The sequence below is a fragment of the Maribellus sp. YY47 genome (assembly GCF_023111095.1).
Lineage (GTDB): Bacteria > Bacteroidota > Bacteroidia > Bacteroidales > Prolixibacteraceae > Draconibacterium.
This window is the reverse complement of the sequence record NZ_JALGYW010000002.1, coordinates 314,411-332,329: the sequence shown is the minus strand read 5'-3', so window position 1 is coordinate 332,329 and position 17,919 is coordinate 314,411. Positions and strand designations below refer to the sequence as shown.

14 protein-coding genes are annotated in these 17,919 nt (G+C 44.1%); 4 read left to right on the top strand and 10 right to left on the bottom strand.

Going from position 1 to position 17,919, the window contains the following annotated elements; all coding sequences use genetic code 11:
* Positions 1 to 199: 199 nt before the first annotated feature.
* Positions 200 to 1,345 (top strand): histidinol-phosphate transaminase, encoded by a 1,146-nt coding sequence (locus tag MR764_RS02825; protein WP_247977874.1) that lies wholly within the window; start codon positions 200 to 202, stop codon positions 1,343 to 1,345.
* A 2-nt stretch (positions 1,346 to 1,347) separates the two neighbouring features.
* On the opposite strand, the gene MR764_RS02820 is transcribed toward MR764_RS02825, so the two are convergent.
* The 3 genes from MR764_RS02820 to MR764_RS02810 are packed head-to-tail and all read right to left on the bottom strand — an operon-like array spanning position 1,348 to position 4,638.
* Positions 1,348 to 2,205 (bottom strand): HAD-IIA family hydrolase, encoded by an 858-nt coding sequence (locus MR764_RS02820; RefSeq protein WP_247977873.1) that lies wholly within the window; start codon positions 2,203 to 2,205, stop codon positions 1,348 to 1,350.
* 5 nt (positions 2,206 to 2,210) lie between these two features.
* On the bottom strand, positions 2,211 to 3,248 hold the full coding sequence (locus tag MR764_RS02815; RefSeq protein ID WP_247977872.1) for a hypothetical protein: 1,038 nt from the start codon (positions 3,246 to 3,248) through the stop codon (positions 2,211 to 2,213).
* Between the two features lie 34 nt (positions 3,249 to 3,282).
* Entirely contained in the window at positions 3,283 to 4,638 is a 1,356-nt protein-coding gene (locus MR764_RS02810) for a glutamine synthetase family protein (protein ID WP_247977871.1), read from the bottom strand.
* Between the two features lie 241 nt (positions 4,639 to 4,879).
* Between MR764_RS02810 and MR764_RS02805 the strand changes: the two genes are divergently transcribed.
* Positions 4,880 to 7,072, top strand: a complete 2,193-nt coding sequence (locus MR764_RS02805; protein WP_247977870.1) for a glutamine synthetase III — start codon at positions 4,880 to 4,882, stop codon at positions 7,070 to 7,072.
* 210 nt (positions 7,073 to 7,282) lie between these two features.
* Here the strand turns inward: MR764_RS02805 and MR764_RS02800 are convergent, their stop codons facing one another.
* The 7 genes from MR764_RS02800 to MR764_RS02770 all read right to left on the bottom strand — a co-directional run bounded on the left by MR764_RS02800 (position 7,283) and on the right by MR764_RS02770 (position 16,351).
* Complete coding sequence (locus MR764_RS02800) at positions 7,283 to 7,834, bottom strand: DUF1697 domain-containing protein (RefSeq protein WP_247977869.1); 552 nt, start codon at positions 7,832 to 7,834, stop codon at positions 7,283 to 7,285.
* 50 nt (positions 7,835 to 7,884) lie between these two features.
* On the bottom strand, positions 7,885 to 9,906 hold the full coding sequence (locus tag MR764_RS02795; RefSeq protein WP_247977868.1) for an LTA synthase family protein: 2,022 nt from the start codon (positions 9,904 to 9,906) through the stop codon (positions 7,885 to 7,887).
* A gap of 10 nt (positions 9,907 to 9,916) precedes the next feature.
* Complete coding sequence (locus tag MR764_RS02790; protein ID WP_247977867.1) at positions 9,917 to 11,155, bottom strand: YaiO family outer membrane beta-barrel protein; 1,239 nt, start codon at positions 11,153 to 11,155, stop codon at positions 9,917 to 9,919.
* 3 nt (positions 11,156 to 11,158) lie between these two features.
* Positions 11,159 to 12,592: a glycosyltransferase gene (locus MR764_RS02785; protein WP_247977866.1), complete on the bottom strand. Its 1,434-nt coding sequence runs from the start codon at positions 12,590 to 12,592 to the stop codon at positions 11,159 to 11,161.
* A gap of 3 nt (positions 12,593 to 12,595) precedes the next feature.
* Positions 12,596 to 13,762 (bottom strand): hypothetical protein, encoded by a 1,167-nt coding sequence (locus tag MR764_RS02780; protein WP_247977865.1) that lies wholly within the window; start codon positions 13,760 to 13,762, stop codon positions 12,596 to 12,598.
* Positions 13,763 to 14,065: 303 nt separating this feature from the next.
* Positions 14,066 to 14,434 (bottom strand): response regulator transcription factor, encoded by a 369-nt coding sequence (locus MR764_RS02775; RefSeq protein WP_247977864.1) that lies wholly within the window; start codon positions 14,432 to 14,434, stop codon positions 14,066 to 14,068.
* Positions 14,435 to 14,833: 399 nt separating this feature from the next.
* Positions 14,834 to 16,351: an AbgT family transporter gene (locus MR764_RS02770; RefSeq protein ID WP_247977863.1), complete on the bottom strand. Its 1,518-nt coding sequence runs from the start codon at positions 16,349 to 16,351 to the stop codon at positions 14,834 to 14,836.
* A gap of 221 nt (positions 16,352 to 16,572) precedes the next feature.
* On the opposite strand from MR764_RS02770, the gene MR764_RS02765 reads away from it, so the two are divergent.
* Together MR764_RS02765 and MR764_RS02760 are read left to right on the top strand one after the other, a co-directional pair.
* Positions 16,573 to 16,950 carry a cobalamin-dependent protein gene (locus tag MR764_RS02765; RefSeq protein ID WP_247977862.1) on the top strand — a complete coding sequence of 126 codons (378 nt, stop codon included), beginning with the start codon at positions 16,573 to 16,575 and terminating at the stop codon, positions 16,948 to 16,950.
* On the top strand, positions 16,940 to 17,911 hold the full coding sequence (locus MR764_RS02760) for a radical SAM protein (RefSeq protein ID WP_247977861.1): 972 nt from the start codon (positions 16,940 to 16,942) through the stop codon (positions 17,909 to 17,911). The genes MR764_RS02765 and MR764_RS02760 overlap by 11 nt, the downstream gene beginning before the upstream one ends.
* Positions 17,912 to 17,919: the final 8 nt, after the last annotated feature.

The window sequence follows — 17,919 nt, the reverse complement described above, 5'->3', positions numbered from 1 at the left end:
CTATCTCAGTGACAACTTGCAATTTAAAGGACATCGAATAGTCCTTCTGTGTACGCTTAACGTACTGTGAATGATTGATTTCTTTCATAACGCTACTTTTTGTGTAACGCTATTTCAGGACGAGACAATTGCAAAATAAAGAAGGCTGTTCCGTACGCGGGACAGCTTTTTTTGTATTCTTTTGTGCCCCGAAAGAGCTATGATCAGAAATAAAATACAAATAAACCAGCATCTGTTTTACGAAACCTCGCATTCTCCTTCGTTGGTTGATATTGTGGGTGAGGAGATGCTGGACCGTGTGGTGGATTTTTGTTTTATTGAAAATCCGTATTACCCGGGAAAGGCATTGTTGCGAAAAATTCAGCGGAAACTTCCGGTTGTCATTAAATCGTATCCTTCGAGCAATCCAATATTGGCGCAGAAAGACCTGGCTTCGGTGGTTCATGCCCGGCCCGAGCATTTGTTAATCGGAAACGGGGCGACCGAGCTAATTACGATTATTCAGAATCAGCTGGTGGCCGAGATGGGAATTCCGATTCCTACTTTTAGCGAATACATCGAAAAATTGCAGCATTCGGGGAAAGTAAAGCTTTTTCAGTTGCCTGCCGGAAATCAGTATCAGCTTGACCTTGATGATTATGCAGAATGGCTGGAAAATGAAAAACTGGATACTGCGCTGATCATCAATCCCGGGAATCCGACCGGTCAGTTTATTTCGTTGGAAAAAATGCTGGCTTTTCTGGAACGGATGAAGCATATGAATCTGATTCTGGTAGACGAATCGTTTATTGATTTTTCAGGAGATGCGGTGCCGTCGCTTATTCCGCATGTTGCTTCCTTTTCAAACCTGATCATTGTGCGCAGTATGAGTAAGCATTGCGGCGTTCCGGGCTTGCGCCTTGGGTATTGTTGCACTTCAAATGAGGTTTTTCTGAAAAAGATCAAAAATGTACTTCCAATCTGGAATATTAACACTTTGGCGGAATATTTTTTAACCCAGCTGCACGATACCGATAAAGAGTACCATGCGGCAAGGAAAAAAGTTATTGCCGATGTAAAGCTGCTTTACGATCAGCTCTGCACTATCAAAGGCTTTGAAGTTTATCCTACCGGTAGCAATTTTATTTTGCTGAAAATTAAATTTGGCCCAACAGCCTACGATTTGCAGATGCGCTTACTTCAGGAGTTTGGGGTTTATGTGCGCGATTGCTCCAATAAGGCCGGCCTCGATAAATTTCATATCCGGGTTTCGTCAAAAGGGCGAAAAAAGGACAAGTTGCTGGTGAAAGCACTTCGCAAATTGTCAACAGAGGACTTCCTGAAATTGCCCCGGCAGCGCAGTTGAAATCAAGGTTCTATTACAGCCGATTCGCAAACATAGGTCGGAATTATTCCTGAGCTTCCGATTCGGATGCTGGCCATCTCGGGTAAGGTATTTCCGGAGAGTACCAGTGCAGTATCCAAACCAAATTTATTGCCGCCAATTATATCGGTGAAGAGCGTGTCGCCGACCATCAGTATCTCATCTCTTTTTACACGAATGTCTTGCAGGGCACGTTCGTAGGCCAGTAAAAACATTTGCGCATCGGGTTTTCCAAAGCGAATGAACTTTTTCCCCAGAATTTTTTCAACCAGGTCGGCCAGGCCGCCAATGGCTATCGAAATGTCGTTTTTGTTTACCGGGTAGTTTTTGTCGGTATTGGCAACTACCACGTTCATGTTTTTCTTTCGGAGCAGGTTAATGGCCTTATTAATGTCGACGTTCCAGTCGAAGCCTTCATCGTCCAGAAAAGCAAACGATTGAATGTGATCAATGTTCTTCAAATCGATGTCGCTGATCGGCACGGTTTGCAGTCCGGCAGTTTCGATGTAGTGGGCCGATTCTTTTGTCCCCAGGTAAGCAACCGAATTTCCATCCTGGAGTTTGGTCTTGAAAAACTCCATGGCCAGCATCCCTGAAGACAGGATTTTATCGGTGGTTATGCAGCTCAGTCCTCTTTTTACGTACCAGTTCGAAAGCTCTTCAGGGCTTCGCGACGAGTCGTTGGTGAGCACATAATAATAGATTCCTTTTTCTTCCAGGTATTCAAACGTGTGGTGAATGTCCTGGATCAATCCACTGTGATTTTTAAGTACCCCAAAGGCATCAAAAAATACTGCCTTGTAGTTTTTTACGATGCTTTTAAAACTTTTTGTTCGCAACATACTGCTTATAATTTTAAGGTCTTTAATATTTTTTCAACCCGGTAATTGGCATCCATTACCGGGAAATAGGTGTCATAAGCCTCTTTGATCAGTTTGTTGGAATAGTATTTTCTGAAAAAATAAGGGCCGTCCTTGATTACGTAATTCAGGATAAAAAAGCGATAGGTTTCTTTAATCAGACGGACTTCGGGTTCAGTTAGCGGAAATATGCGGTGGTATTCTTTTAGAAACATCATAAAGCGGTCTTCCATGAGCGGGTCAACCAGGTAGCTGAATACCGTACGATCGCCGACATCGGACACCACACGGGCAAAAAAGTAAAAATCCATTACGCGCGACGACATGCGAAACCAGTCGTAATCCCAGCGCGAATAAAATTTTCCGTCACTGGTTACCGAAAAATTGCCAATGTTCCAATCCACAAAAACCGGAATGGTTTCAATTTCGGTCATGTAATTGGCTTTGTCGGCATTCTCCAGGAAATGATCGGCATGGCGAAGGATCATATCCCGGTGAGCTTCACACATTTTAATTTCGTCCATGTTTATCGAGCGCTTGAGCCGCTGGATGTCCATGATTACATTTTTGGACGAATGAGGTAACTGGTTGGAAACATTCGTACAGGCTTTATGAAAACGGGCGAGTTCGCGCCCCAGCTTTTTAATTTGCTTCTCTTCGAGCCGCCGCGGCAGCTTTTCTTTAATCAGGATCGGGTTGTAGAAAACCACCCAGGCGCTTCTTTCTTCTTCGTGGTAACGGTAAATAAATAATTCGTTGCGTTTTACCAGCGACTGTGCCAAAAACATCTGATACGGAAATTCAAGGTTGTTGGCCAGGTTGTTAATGATGATGTGGTCCTCTTTGAAATCTTCGTAATGTCCGTATTCCGAAAGTTTGGCAAAAACAGGCTCACGCTTGTAAAACGATACTTTGTATACATGGTTGGTCGAAACTTTGGCACTCACGTCAAACACCCCTTTGATTTCGTGTCGGTCGCCATCGAGTTCGCGCCAGGCCAGTTTTATGATTTGCGAATAATCCATTCCTATTTAACCGTTATTTGTCCCCAAAAATAAGCTAAATAATTTCAAAATATCTTTTAAGTTCCCACTTCGGATCATTCTTGTCGATTTGCCGGCATTCCCATTCGCGGGTGGCAGTAAAGTGTTTTACAAAATCGTGCCCAAATAACTCAGCGGCAATTTCTGACTCAGCCATTTTTTTCGTCGCTTCTTCGAGTGTTACCGGAAGTGTGCCGTGCGATTTGTTTTGATAACCGTTTCCCGAAGTTGCTTCATCCAGCGGAAGCTGCTTTTTTATTCCGTACAAACCTGCGGCAAGAGCTGCTGCCATAACAAGGTAAGCATTGGTGTCGGCTCCGGGCACACGGGTCTCTATTCGGGTCGATTTGGGCATTCCGGGAATGGCGCGAATCGAAGTGGTTCGGTTGTCAATTCCCCAGGTGAGGGTGGAGGGAGCCCAGTCGCCGCCGCTCAATCGCTTGTAGCTGTTTGGATTGGGTGCAAACATTGGCAGTATTTCGGGAAGGCAGTGCAATTGCCCGGCAATATAGTGTTTCATCGTGTCGCTCATCTTGTTCGGATCGTTTGCATCGAAAAACAGGTTGTTCCTGTTGTCAGTATCCCAAAGACTTTGGTGCAGGTGGCCGCCGCTTCCGGGAAGATTCAAATTCCATTTGGCCATGAACGTAGCTACAAACTGATGCCGGTAAGCGATTTCCTTTACCGATGTTTTGAATAGAATCGCCTTGTCGGCTGCCTGTAGTACTTCGTCGTGAATTACCGTTGCTTCCATTACTCCGGGGCCGGTTTCGGTGTGCATCCCTTCCAACGGAACATCAAATTGTTCGAGCAGGTCAAATAATTCGTGAAAATAGTCCTGGTTTAACGAGGTGCGTATTACCGAGTACCCAAACATTCCCGGGGTAATTGGAGTCAGTTCCTCGAAATTCGCCGCACTTATTTCGCCGGGTGTTCCGCGGAAATTGAACCACTCAAATTCCTGCGAAAATATGGGGGTGTATCCCATTGTTTTGCATTCTTCTGCAATTCGCATCAACAAACTTCGCGAGCAGACAGTCGCAGCATATTTGGGATCGCCGCTAAAATCGCCCAGAAAAAAAGGAGTGTTTTTTTCCCAGGGGATTTCACGAAACGTAGATAAATCAATTCTGGCTTTTGCATCGGGGTAACCGCTGTGCCAGCCGGTGATTTCTGCATTGTCATAACATTTGTCGTTGCAGTCCCAGCCAAATATCACATCGCAAAAGCCCAGTCCGTTTTCAACTGCATTCAGAAATTTATCGCGGTGAATGTATTTTCCACGTAAAATGCCGTCGATATCTGAGAATGCGATCTTTATTTTTTTTGTATCTGAATTTTGAATTTTATAGAGAATCTCAGCCTTATTCATTCGTTCTTGATTTTAGTGGCAAAATACTGTTTGTTGGAGTAATTTTCAAATCTCACTCCTATTCTTTCCGTGGTCAAAGATCGTTCTTTTTTTAGTGTTTTTTAGAAAGAGGTCCCTTTAAAGATGGTGTGTAATGAAAAATTATAATGAATTTTAATGATTGGTCCCTGTTTGAATGAAAGATTAGTTCGATAAATGTTATTTTTGAATTCAGACATTTATCAGACTTAAACTTCATACAATGGCACAGTTCAGATTTAAAGCACTCGAAGAGATGTTAAACCGCAAACCCGATGAGATTGTCAGGGAAGAGAACCTGGTGTCGGACTATTTCGGAATGCTGGTTTTTGATAAAGCAAAAATGAAAAAGTACCTGTCGCGTGAGGCGTACAAAGCAGTAACCGATGCGATTGAAAATGGTACAACCATCGACCGAAAAATGGCCGATCAGGTGGCACAGGGAATGAAAGCCTGGGCCATAGAAAACGGAGCCACGCATTATACCCACTGGTTTCATCCCTTAACCGACGGAACTGCCGAAAAGCACGACGCTTTTATTGTACACGGCACCGATGGGGGAGTGATTGAATCGTTTTCGGGGAATTTGTTGTCGCAACAGGAACCTGATGCCTCTTCTTTTCCAAGCGGCGGTATCCGGCAAACATTTGAAGCGCGGGGTTACACGGCCTGGGATCCAACCTCTCCGGCTTTTATTAGCGAAACAACGCTAACCATTCCCACGATTTTTATTTCGTACACCGGTGATGCGCTCGACTATAAAACACCACTTTTGCGTGCTTTGCAGGCGGTGAATAAAGCGGCCACCGAAGTATGTCAGTATTTTGATAAAAATGTGACTTCGGTTCAGGCTAACCTGGGCTGGGAACAGGAATATTTTCTGATCGACGAAGCGTTGTTTATGGCGCGTCCTGATTTGATGCTTACCGGCAGAACATTGATGGGGCATGCATCATCCAAAGACCAACAGCTGGCCGATCATTATTTTTCGTCGATTCCGACACGTGCCAACCGCTTTATGCAGGATGTGGAAAACGAGGCCTACAAACTGGGTATTCCGGTAAAAACCCGTCACAACGAGGTGGCGCCGAATCAGTTTGAATTTGCGCCGATATACGAAGAAGCCAACCTGGCCAACGACCACAACCAACTGATGATGGATATTATGCAAAAGATTGCGCGGAAACATAAATTCCGTATTCTTTTTCATGAAAAACCTTTTGCAGGAATAAACGGTTCCGGAAAACACAACAACTGGTCGCTGACCACCAATACGGGCGTAAATGTGTACCAGCCAGGTAAAAATCCGAAGTCGAACCTGCAGTTTTTGACCTTTGTGGTAAACACCATGCAGGCGGTGTACGACGGACAGGATTTGCTTCGGGCGAGTATACTTACGGCATCCAATGCTCACCGCCTTGGAGCCAACGAGGCGCCGCCATCTATTTTATCGGTATTTCTTGGTTCAGAAGTGTCGAACATGCTCGATTTGATGGAGGAAGCTGTGGTGGATCGTAAAATGACACCGGATGAAAAAACGGCGCTCAAACTAAATATCGGACGTATTCCGGAAATTATTCTGGATAACACCGATCGTAACCGGACTTCGCCTTTTGCCTTTACGGGTAACCGTTTCGAATTTCGTGCCATCGGGTCATCTGCGAATAATGCATCGGCTTTGATCGTATTGAATACCCTGGTAGCCAATCAGCTGCAGAAGTTTAAAGTGGCCGTCGATAAGTTGATCGACAACAAAGGGGTGAAAAAAGATGAAGCCATTTTCCAGGTGTTGAAAGAGCTGATCATCAAATCGAAACCCATACGTTTTAACGGAGACGGTTACAGCGAAGAATGGATAAAGGAAGCGAAAAAACGCGGGCTGTCGAACGTAAATAGTGTGCCGGAAGCACTGGAAGCGTACTTGAAACCAGACAGCACAAAACTGTTTGCCAAGCAGGGTGTGCTAAACGAGTCGGAACTTCGCGGACGTGTAGAAGTGGAGTACGAGAAGTTTGTGATGAAGATCCAGATTGAGGCTCGCGTGCTGGCGGATATGGCCATCAATCACATTGTTCCTACTGCGGTGGAGTACCAGACCATGTTGCTGGAGAATGTGAAACACCTGAAAGACATTTTTTCGCCTGAAGAATATGAAGAAATGGCCAGTGGGCGTCTGGAGCTGATTCGTGAAATCGGTCATCATGTTTCTGAGATCAAAGCCAAACGGAAAGCGATGACCGAAACACGTGCACGGGCCAATAAAATTGAGGATGTACATCAGCGGGCCAAAGTATATAACGGAGAAGTGCGTCCGTTCCTTGATGATATTCGTGATCACATCGACAAGCTCGAATTAATAGTTGACAACGAAAAATGGCCGCTACCTAAATACCGGGAGTTGCTGTTTGTAAGATAAACTTTAAAGAAACCGCTCTGAAATGGGCGGTTTTTTTCTGAAAGTTTATCGAAAATCAATAGCAAAATAAGTTTCAATATTGTCTGACTCACCCTGATTGTGCCTGCGACACAATCTTCCCTCTTTAGGCATAGAGAGGGAGCGAGGGAGAGTAAAGTTCATTACTTTCATATCTGTTGGTGATTCCCGAGAATCATGATTGTTTGGTTTTCATAGCCAAACGTTTTTTGCTATTTCCAACAGTTTTAATGTTGTTTTCCAGTTACGGGTGGTAGCCTGAACACCCAGTTTGGCTTCCAGAAAGTTATTGTTTAGTTTGGTACGGCCATAACCATGCGGGCAATACAAGTAAACAGCCCCGGAAGTAATTTGTATTTCTTCTCCGTTCGATAGCCTGGTAAGAATGGCATCCTTGCTCGAAAGTTCCGGAGCGGAAGCCAGAAAAGTTACATGCAAAAATGCCGGATCTTTTGAGCTGTCTTTTGCAAAAGGATTTTGTTCGATGATTTGCTGCCAGCTGTCAACATTTACTACCAATACTGGAATATCATAACCAAAAGTCGACTGTATCTGAAGATGGATTTTTTTTGACAGCTTTTCCTGATCTGTTTCGGAAGATTCAAAAACTACATTTCCACTTTGAATGTAGGTGGTGACTCGTTGAAATCCGAGCGCTTCATACGCCGTTTTTAAATCGGCCATTTTTATGCTGTTCCGGCCACTTACATTTATTCCCCGAAGAATTGAAATACAGGTTTGCATGAAATACGTCTTTCAGGAAAGAACACCTTTACCTGATGAAAGTTTAAAGTCTATTTTTTACTGCCGCTATATTGCATTAAAGAGTCGGGGATGAGTTTGTTGTTGAAGCAGGCATAGTTGTTCTTTAGGATGAAATTATCCAGTTTTGCTTTTATCTCTTCTGTTTTTTGAGAAGCTTTTTCCGGTTCAATATCCATGTTCTTGTAAACCTGGTAAATTATCCCGTTTGCCAGCATCATATCTTCATCAATAAAATCGAGAATCTCATTTTTATTTCGCATTAGCGGATAGGAATTCCGGTTTCGGAAGTCTTTGTGATCGTCCAACCCGTGTCCGATCCAGGCAGCTACTGCAGGGCGCGAAATCATGTTATTGCCATCCAGTAGGGCCACCAGCGAAGGTGTGATGTCGAAATGAGTAACAACCGATGAGAATTTCTCTGCTTTTTTCAGCATCGGAGAGTAAATCACCAGCGGTACATGAAACCTGTCGAGCTGAGTGCTGATCGGGATTTCGGGCATGCGGTGGTCGCCGGTAATTACAAAAATCGTGTTTTCGAACGAGGGGAGTTGACAGTATTCCCGGAAGAAATACCTCAACGCATCGTCGAAATACAACACGGTGGAGAATTGTTTGTCGTAGCCGTGGTTAAAGGTGCGCGTTTTATCATCCAGATTTAGCGCATTTACCCGTTGCTGAAATTCTGCAATGTATTTATCCTGGTCAGGAACATTGAACGGATCGTGCATGGCCAGTGTCATCATTACATCAATCCGGGGTTGTACAGTATCTGTCTGAATTTTGCTGAGGTAGCGCCTGAAAATTTCTCGGTCGCCGAATCCCCAGGTAAAACCGCTGGCGGAAGCCGGAAGTTTTTCATAGTCCGCTCCAAAATTTGAATTGTCGATAATTTCGTCAACGCCCTGACGGTTCAGAAACACATCCATATTATCGAAGTGGGCTTCTCCTCCGTATGTGAAGGAACTTTTGTAAGCCGCTTCGTTTTTGAGCAAACTGATTAAACTGATATGATCGGGCATATTTTCACCCAGTTCCGTAAAACCTTTCTTTCCGAATGGAAGCGATGCCAGTGTCGACGGCAGCACTTCAAATGTTCTTCCCGAAGTGCTGAGACAATTTTCCCAGTAAAGGCTGTGCTGCATCAGCGAATCGAGAAACGGAGTAAAGCTGCCCAAATAAGCATCTTCTCCGCTGTAAGCCCGCCCCAGACTTTCGACCACGATAAAAACCAGGTTGGGAGGCGTTTCTTTCAGCTGAAAATAGGGACTGAGAATATCCGGAGTGGTTTCTGTATGCAAAAACGGATACTCCGCGTCGACGTAAGAAAAAGTACCGTCTTCTGTTACCTCCGAAGTTTTGAAAGTATAGTTTTGCTGATCCAGTTCCCCTTTGTATAAATAATGATTGACGACGCTTTCACCAAAAAAGTTCAACTTATTGGTGGCAGCAAACATGCTGAACTCGTTGTTGTAGTTTGAAGGTTGCTGCTTCAAAAAGGAGAGGGGAAGAAGGGAGGCAATCATTAGAATGCAAAAAACGCCGAGCATCCATGGTTTTAGTTTGTAATATACATGCCGTTGGAAAATACGGATCATGTACAGCAGGAAAAGCGCCATAAAGACAAAGGGTACTATTTTTAGTTCTCCCGATACCTGTATGGTTTGTTTTATCTCTTTCACTGAGTAGCCAAACAGATCGGCGCCCAGTGGTACCATTGAAGCTGAGAAATACTTTAGGAGCAGCATGTCGCCCAACACCAGCAAAACCGAAACGAGGATAAAAAAGTAACGCGCAGCTTTTTGACTGAAATAAGCGATCCCTAAAAAAGGAAGAACCAAAATGGCTGAGATCCGCAGGTAAAGCAAAAGGTCGTATTTTAATCCGACGAGCAAATAAAGAATGGTTCCGGGCGGGTAGTTGAAGTAGTTGGAGGTGACCACCACTTCGTACATGCGAACGACCAGAATCATTGCGGCCAGGATGAAACTTAGGCTTACAAAACGCCGGAACGATCGAATGATCAACTGGATGGAATCAGCAACTTTCGCCATGAATCAACTTTTAAAACAATCTTGAAATCCCGACATCAAAGGTGTAATAACCCGAGTAGTTTCCCGGTTCGCGTTCTTCGCTTCCGGCAACGGCAGCGGCATTAAAAGTCCAAATCTTATTGAAAATATGATTGTACTCAGCCCTGATTGAACGGGTTTTTAGTGTCAGCTTATCCAGGGTTTCGAGTGGATTTCTCCGGTCGTCGGGCGAAATCCCGTAGCCGGCTCTTAGTCCGATATAATTTTCAGAATCTGAGAAATAGCGGCGGACTGACAGGAATCCGGAAACCGAAGTTCCGCCGGAATCGGGTGTTACAAACGAGCGCAACGAAATCCAGTAATTGCCGATGTATTTTCCCAAAGTTGCGGTATAAATATCCACTGTCGAACCTCTAAAGTCGAGCAGGCGAATTCCCAATGAACCTTCGAAAGCATGCGGGAAATTATGGTACCATTCCGCACCGTAGCGGTTTTTGGGAAACAGGGCATTGTCCGAAAAACCATAATTCAGGTAGCCGTAATTGTTCTCACTGATTTTCGGATAGGCATCCAGTTCAAGCTGAAGTCCGTTTTCTTCAAATCGCCTGGCATAGTTAACTCTTCCGATTACGGTTCCCAGTTTTGTATTTCTTCCGTAAGAAACCGCCAGCAACTGCCACGGATCGCGGTTAAAATCATCGTCAAAAAAGTCGAAGGTGTAGATGATTTTGATGTTGTTCTTTAACAGATCCAAGCGGTATTCATTCAGTTTTCGTACGAAGTCGGTTTGCCCGGGATGTTGCCGAAGGAAATCTTCCAGAACGTTCACTGCTTCTTCAAAGCGTTCGCTGCTGTATAAAATCCTCGCTTTTTTTAAGGCGAATGCGTGAGAACCGGGCTCGGTTTTAAGTGCGGCATCGCAATATTCGATGGCTTTTTCGTTGTTATCCGACCAGAATTCCACATCCGAAAGCGCGTCATAGGCTTCGGTGTTTCCGGGGCGCTGTGCCAAAACATTCTGAAGCACCACACGTGCCGAATCGTATTTTCCGTCCCAGGCGTAGGTTCGTCCCATCAAAAGGGCCACATCCGAATTAAATCCCTCTTGCAGAATTGCGCGGCAAATGCTGCGGGCCTTTTCGCGTTCTCCGTTAAAAGCAAATTTTCGGGCTTCCTCAAAAGTCTGTGCTTTTAGGAGGCCTGTAATTCCTCCCAGTTGCAGCAATACGGCAAGCAATATGAAAAACCGGATGTATAGGTTGAGTTTCATCATCTAACGTTTTGTCTTTTTATATTTGGGCATTTCAAAACCCGATCGGGTCATTTTTCCCCACGATTTTTTCTTTTTTATGAAGTAGTCGAAATTGCCTCTCAAACCCCAGTATACAACGAACGGATGGTAGAAGAACGGCTCGATCCAGGCGGTTAAAAGCAATTTGAAAATCATTCGTTTCTTTTTATAGCGGTTGTAGGAAAGGTGGTCGAAAAGGATGGCGTAGTTCGAAAACATAATGGCAAAGAAGTAAACAAAGCCAAGCATCACATAGAAAAACGACCAGCTGGCCCAGCCCATCAGCGCAATGATGATAAAGTATAAAATACCTGAGAACTCGATGATGGGAGCCAGCCACTCGAAAAACACCCAGTAAGGATGCGATACCATTCCCATAAAACCATATTTGCGGTTGAAAAAGATATTTCGGTGAAGCATAATGGTATCGATGGTACCCCGTGTCCAGCGGTTTCGCTGGCTTCCCAAAACTTTCAGGGTAGAGGGCGCTTCGGTCCAGCACAACGGATCGGAAATATATACCACTTTGTATTTCTGGTTGTTGTCGGCCATGTATTTGCGCATCCGCACCACCAGTTCCATGTCTTCGCCTACGGTTTTTGTGTAGTAACCTCCGCAGTTGATCACCACTTCCTTGTCGAAAAGCCCCAGTGCACCCGAGATCAGCAAAAGACCGTCCAATCGGCTCCACGCCAGTCGTCCCATTAAAAACGCACGGCTGTATTCGATTACCTGGCAGCGGGGCAGAAACTTGTCGGGAACATTTACTTCAACCATCTGGCCGTTTTCGATGACACACGAATTGGCGATCTGAATTACTCCTCCGGCTGCAATCACGCGTTTATCCGTTTCTTCAAAAAATGGCTTGATGAGTTTTTTCAACGCATGCGGATCGATAATGGAATCAACGTCAATCGAAATAAAGTAATCTCCTTTGGAAATATTGATCCCGGCGTTCAGAGCATCGGCTTTTCCGCCATTCAGCTTGTCGATAACCGTAAGGTTCGAGAAAGCTTTTACCTTCGACTTGTAGATCCCCCTTATGGGCTGACATTTAATTTTGTAATCTGTGGCAAAGGGAACGAGTTCCATATCGAAAGCCTTGATGGTTTTCTCCAGAGAGTCGTCTTTGCTTCCGTCGTTAATAACGATGATCTCAAAGTTGGGGTAATATAGTCCGAGCAGCGCCCTGATATTATCGACAATAGTGAGCGATTCGTTGTAGGCCGGGGCCAGCACCGAAATTACAGGTGCGAAAGGTGAGGATAACAAGGCATCGAAATTGGTGGTTTTTGCTTCGCGAACATTTTTGATCAGTTCTTTCGCGGAAACGATGGCCAGCCAAAAATAAAAACTTAGAATGCAGACGGTGTACAGCAAAAAAAGTAATTCTATGATCGTTTTTATCGTTGACATAATTTAATTTCTCGGGTCAGTAACATGTGCAATGAGTAGTTTCAGCTCGTCGTTCGACTGGTTGTTTATCTCGAGTAAACGTTCCCTGCTTTTGGGGCTCATAAAATACATCGACCGGCAGGCTTCGGTTTTTAACGACATCGTTCCGTTGGTCATTATAATTTCCAGGAATCCAAAATCATCTTCCGTTCCGATGTTGCGGAGGGCTCTGATAATTTCAAGCTTGTTTTTCTCCGTCTCGTTTTCGAAGCGGTTTTTAATCAAGTCGCGGCTGTCGTACAAACGCAAATTATTAATGGCTTTGTAAGTGAGGAAACGTGTTTTATCAAGCTTGCTATCTACCATTTTCAAAATATCCGGAACATTTTCAAGCTGCTGAAAAAAGGTGATCATCCGAAGACTGAAGTTACGGATGTTGGGGTGGCGAATTGTCAGGAATTGCGCAAAAGAAGGCACCGGAAGCTGGTGAACACGAATCAGGTTGAACACCGACAACTGGGTCCACATCGCGAAAGGTTGTTCCAGCTGGTAAAAGAAATTAAACGGAGTTTCCGGATTTAACTTCACATAAGCTGTTTGCGCTTCGGCGCGCACATAATCGCTCGGATCGTTGATCAGTTTATCGATTATTCCTTTTGCCCCTTCGGGATATAAATGGGTGAGCTCAATAATTCCTGCTACTTTTTTATGGTTGTAACCCGAACGTGCCAGTCGCATAGAATCGTGTTGTAATCCCAAACGCGTATAGATTTCCGGAATCAGACTTTCGAATTCACCCTTGAAATTTGTATTGAAATTCATGAGAACAGAAGTCAGTATTCTTCTGTTTTTAGGTTTGTTTCTTCCCCGCAATTTCAGAAAGGCAGTTTCCCAGTCGATGCTCCCAAAAAGGTAGGACAGCAAAACTTCCTCATACATTTTGCTGTACACTTTCTCAAATTTTTCCTTGTAGCTTTTCTTTCTGATCGTATAATTCAGAATAATAAAAACAAGTAAAATGTTGATAATGAAAAACAGACTGAGTGTCACCAAAAGAAAAATGATCGAGAATTGAAAAGCGTTTTCAACGACCGAAATGTAAAACGACCGCACACCTCGCGGAAAGTGATCGTTTCCGTACGAAATCAGGTTCTTTTTTATCCGGGAAATTTTATCTGTTGAAAAAAACACTCCCAACACCGAATTTCGCTGGGGTTTAGAACGGTTAACCTCAGCGTCGGTTGCTGGAATTTCTGTTTCAGTATTTGAATCGGAGCTTTGATTTAGCGCAATAGAGTCGCTTGCAAATGTGCTGATCTCCTGGGGGCTGTTGCTTGTTGCGGTGCATAGTGCCGCTGCCTGACCGTTTTGTGTCGGGAGCAGAAAGCATAAAAAACAAAGAAGGACATAACAACTCGTTATCAATTTTACAGGTGTAAATTTGATACATCCCATGTAGTCAGATTTAGTAATTGAACCTAAGCTATAAAAATACTATTTTTTAGATGCCAGCAGTCGTTTGACCCTAACATTAAGTTCAATTAAACTAAAGGGCTTTACCATGTAGTCGTCGGCACCCATGTCGAAAGCTTTCAAAACGCTTTCTTCAGCTCCGGCTGCCGAGAGCACCATGATCGGCATTAAGCTTTTGTAGTTGCTGTTTAGTTTCGAAATCACTTCCAAGCCATTGACATTAGGCATGTAAAGGTCAGTGATGAGTAGATCCACCTCGTTGGTTTCGAGTTTGGTCAAACAGTCTTTGCCGTCTTCTGCTTTGATAATGTCGTATCCTTCACGGGATAAACTATGTGCTACCGTCTCCAGAATTAATCTGTTGTCTTCTGCCACTAAAATCCGTTTCATAATCATCTGTTTTAATAAAACATGTAAAAAACGGACTGCAACGATCAGCAATTTTTACAGCGCACTACTCCGGGTTTTTGGATATATGATTGCCTGTAAAGTTCTGCTAATCTAATTTTTACTAAGTTCTTTTAATAATTGCGTCCAAATGCAAAAATAGATTTTTTTTGATATTTCTTACATAATCTTCAGTTTTTTTGAAGCAAATTCATCCTTTTTGAACTGATTTTTAGGATTGTCAATCGAATATGAACCGTTTCCCAAATTCATAATTCATATTTTATGTTAAATATAGGCCGATTACAATTTTCTTATGTAACGCAGAATACAGTATCAAACAATCTCTATTTAGTATTTTTTCGTGATCGTATCTTTATTGTATTCGAATGTGCCGCCTTGTTAGCCAATTCCCTGATAAAAGAGCCCCGAATCCGGTCCGACCGGCCAGCCAAGTAGTAACCACGCCACCAGTAACAAAACCCAGACAATAAAGAAGAAAATTGTGTAGGGCAGCATCGTGGCAATGATTGTTCCGATTCCGGCGCGTTTGTCGTAGCGTTGAAAGAATGCGACAATCAGTGCAAAGTACGACATCATGGGCGAAATTATATTGGTAACCGAGTCCCCGATTCGGTAGGTATTTTGCACCAACTCCGGCGAATAGCCCAGCAGCATGAACATGGGGATGAATGCAGGCGCCAGAATGGCCCATTTGGCCGAGGCACTTCCCATGAACAAGTTGAGTATTCCGACCAAAACAATAAAGGCAATCATTAAAGGGACCGAACCCAGTTCGAGTGACTGGATAAAATGTGCCGATTTGATGGCAAAAATTAACCCGATGTTGGTCCATTTGAAATAGGCAACAAACTGAGCCGCAAAGAAGGTGAGTACAATGTAAATACCCAAGGTTTCCATGGCTTTCCCCATACCTTTCATTACATCGGTGTCGTTTTTATAGGTTTTGGCTCCAATTCCATAGGCAACACCCAATACGGCCGCTGCAATAAAAATGATGGCAACAATTCCCCGGAGAAAAGGAGAGTGAAGCACGTCGCCGTTTTCGCCTCTTAAAAATCCATGTTCAGGCAAAATTCCGATCAGAATGAAAGCCGTTAACGCGAGACCGGCGATTATCGCGAATTTTAGTCCGCGTTTTTCGTATTTATCCAGTTTTCGCAGTTCTTCCGGTTTTTCATCACCTTCGTAAACCCCCAATCGGGGAACGATTATTTTTTCGGTTACCCAGGTTCCGGCAACGGCAATAAAAAAAGTGGAAACAAACATAAAGTAGTAGTTGGCTGCCGGATTTACGAGGTATTCAGGATCAATAATGTGAGCGGCTTCTTCTGAAAGACCCGCCAGCAGCGGATCGATGGTGCCCAATAAGAGGTTGGCGCTGTAACCGCCCGATACACCTGCAAAAGCTGCAGCCATACCCGCCAGCGGATGCCGGCCAACAGCCAGGAAAATAATTGCGCCCAGAGGGACTAGCAATACATAACCCACTTCGCTGGCCGTATTCGATAATATGGCAGAAAATACAATCACAAAGGTGAGCAGACGTTTGGGAGCAGAAGTAACCAGCAAACGCAGCACGGTGGCAATAAAACCACTGCTTTCGGCAATGCCGATACCAAGCATGGCTACCAAAACGGTTCCAAGCGGAGCAAAACCGGTAAAATTGGTCACCATTTCTTCCAGTATCCGGCCTATGCCATGTTTCGACATCAGGTTCACCGGTTCTATCATTTCACCGGTACGGGGATGTAACGCGTGAATATCAAAAAGACTGAGAAATCCTGACAAGAACACCACCAGTAAAGCAAAAAGAGCAAATAGAGTTGCGGGATGCGGAAGGGCATTTCCACCCTTTTCTACGATGTTTAAAAATCTCGCAAGGTATTTGTTATTCATAAAAACGTTTTAAAGAACTGTAATATGCCTTAACTAACCACCAAGCATCCATTTGGTTCAGTATCCCTGTTAAATTGCATCATTATTTTTACACTTTCCGGCCGATTTCATTCTTTAGCTTTTCCGGCCGAATAGCCGTAACTTTAATCATTGGCTCTGCCTACTTCCGAAAAAAAAGGATTTATACGTTTCGTGCGCTGGTAATTCAAAATCAACTTTCGATGGAAACCAAGCCATTAAAATTTGTTCTGATCAATCCAACTTCCCCGTTATGGCGTGTCGGTTCAAACGAAAAGCCTGTTAGTCGCAGTGTTTTTCGCTTTTCCATGTTGCCAAGCCTGTATGTAACGGCAGCCATGCCTTCGCATGTTACTTCGCAAATTATTGATGAAGACGTGGAACCCATCGATTTTGATACCGACGCTGATATTATTGGCGTTTCTTTTATGACGTACAACGCGCCGCGGGCATACGAAATTGGCGATCGTTTCCGCTCGAAGGGGAAGACCGTAATTTTTGGCGGTTATCATCCTTCTTTTATGCCTGATGAAGATTTGTATAGGAGAGGCGGAATACAATGTTCCTTTAATGATAGCTGATTTTCAAAACGGCGGATTAAAGAAATTTTATAAAAGCGAGTTGGTCGATCTGGCCGAATTGCCCAAGCCTGACCGGCATCTGATCCGGAAGAATGCTTACGTAACCCCCAATGCCATGCAGGCTACCCGGGGCTGTGTTCATAGCTGTGCCTTTTGTTCGGTGGCAGCTTTTAATCGTTATAAAATGAGAACACGGCCTGTCGATCATGTTATGGAAGAGCTGAAAACGTTAGGGAAATATGTGTTGTTTATGGATGACAATATCATTCTGGATAATGCCTATGCCCGTGAACTTTTCAGGGCCATGATTCCGCTGAAGAAAAGATGGTTCAGCCAGTGTGGGATAGGAATTGCTGAAGATGAGGAATTACTGGAACTGGCGGCGCAAATTGGATGCAGGGGGCTTTTTATTGGTTTTGAGTCGTTATCGGAACAAACGCTGAGTGCTTATTCCAAGCATTGCAACCGAAAAAGGAATTACAGGGATGTGGTCAAACGAATTCATGAGGCGGGCATTGCGATTTGCGGCGGTTTTGTTTTTGGCAGCGATGAAGACGGGGAGGATGTTTTTGAAAATACACTTCAGTTTCTACTCGAATCAAACATGGATGCCTTGCAATCTACCCGGTTAACTCCATTCCCGGGAACACCTCTTTTTGATGAATTGGATAAAGAAGGACGAATTGTGGACAAAGACTGGAGCCATTATGATTTTTTTCACGTGGTTCATCAGCCCAAACAAATGAGCTGCGAAACGCTGGATAAAGGCACAGCCTGGCTGCAACAGCAGTTTTACAGCTACAGCAATATTACCCGGAGAGTTGGAAAAGCATTCGGTTATTTATCTTCTGAGACCATCTTTAAGGCGATGTTGCCGCTAAACCTGGGGTGGCGGTACAAATTAACCAGTTACGGAGCCTTTAAACTGGGTAACTATTTTCAGAAATCCGGCATCAATTAGGATTCAGG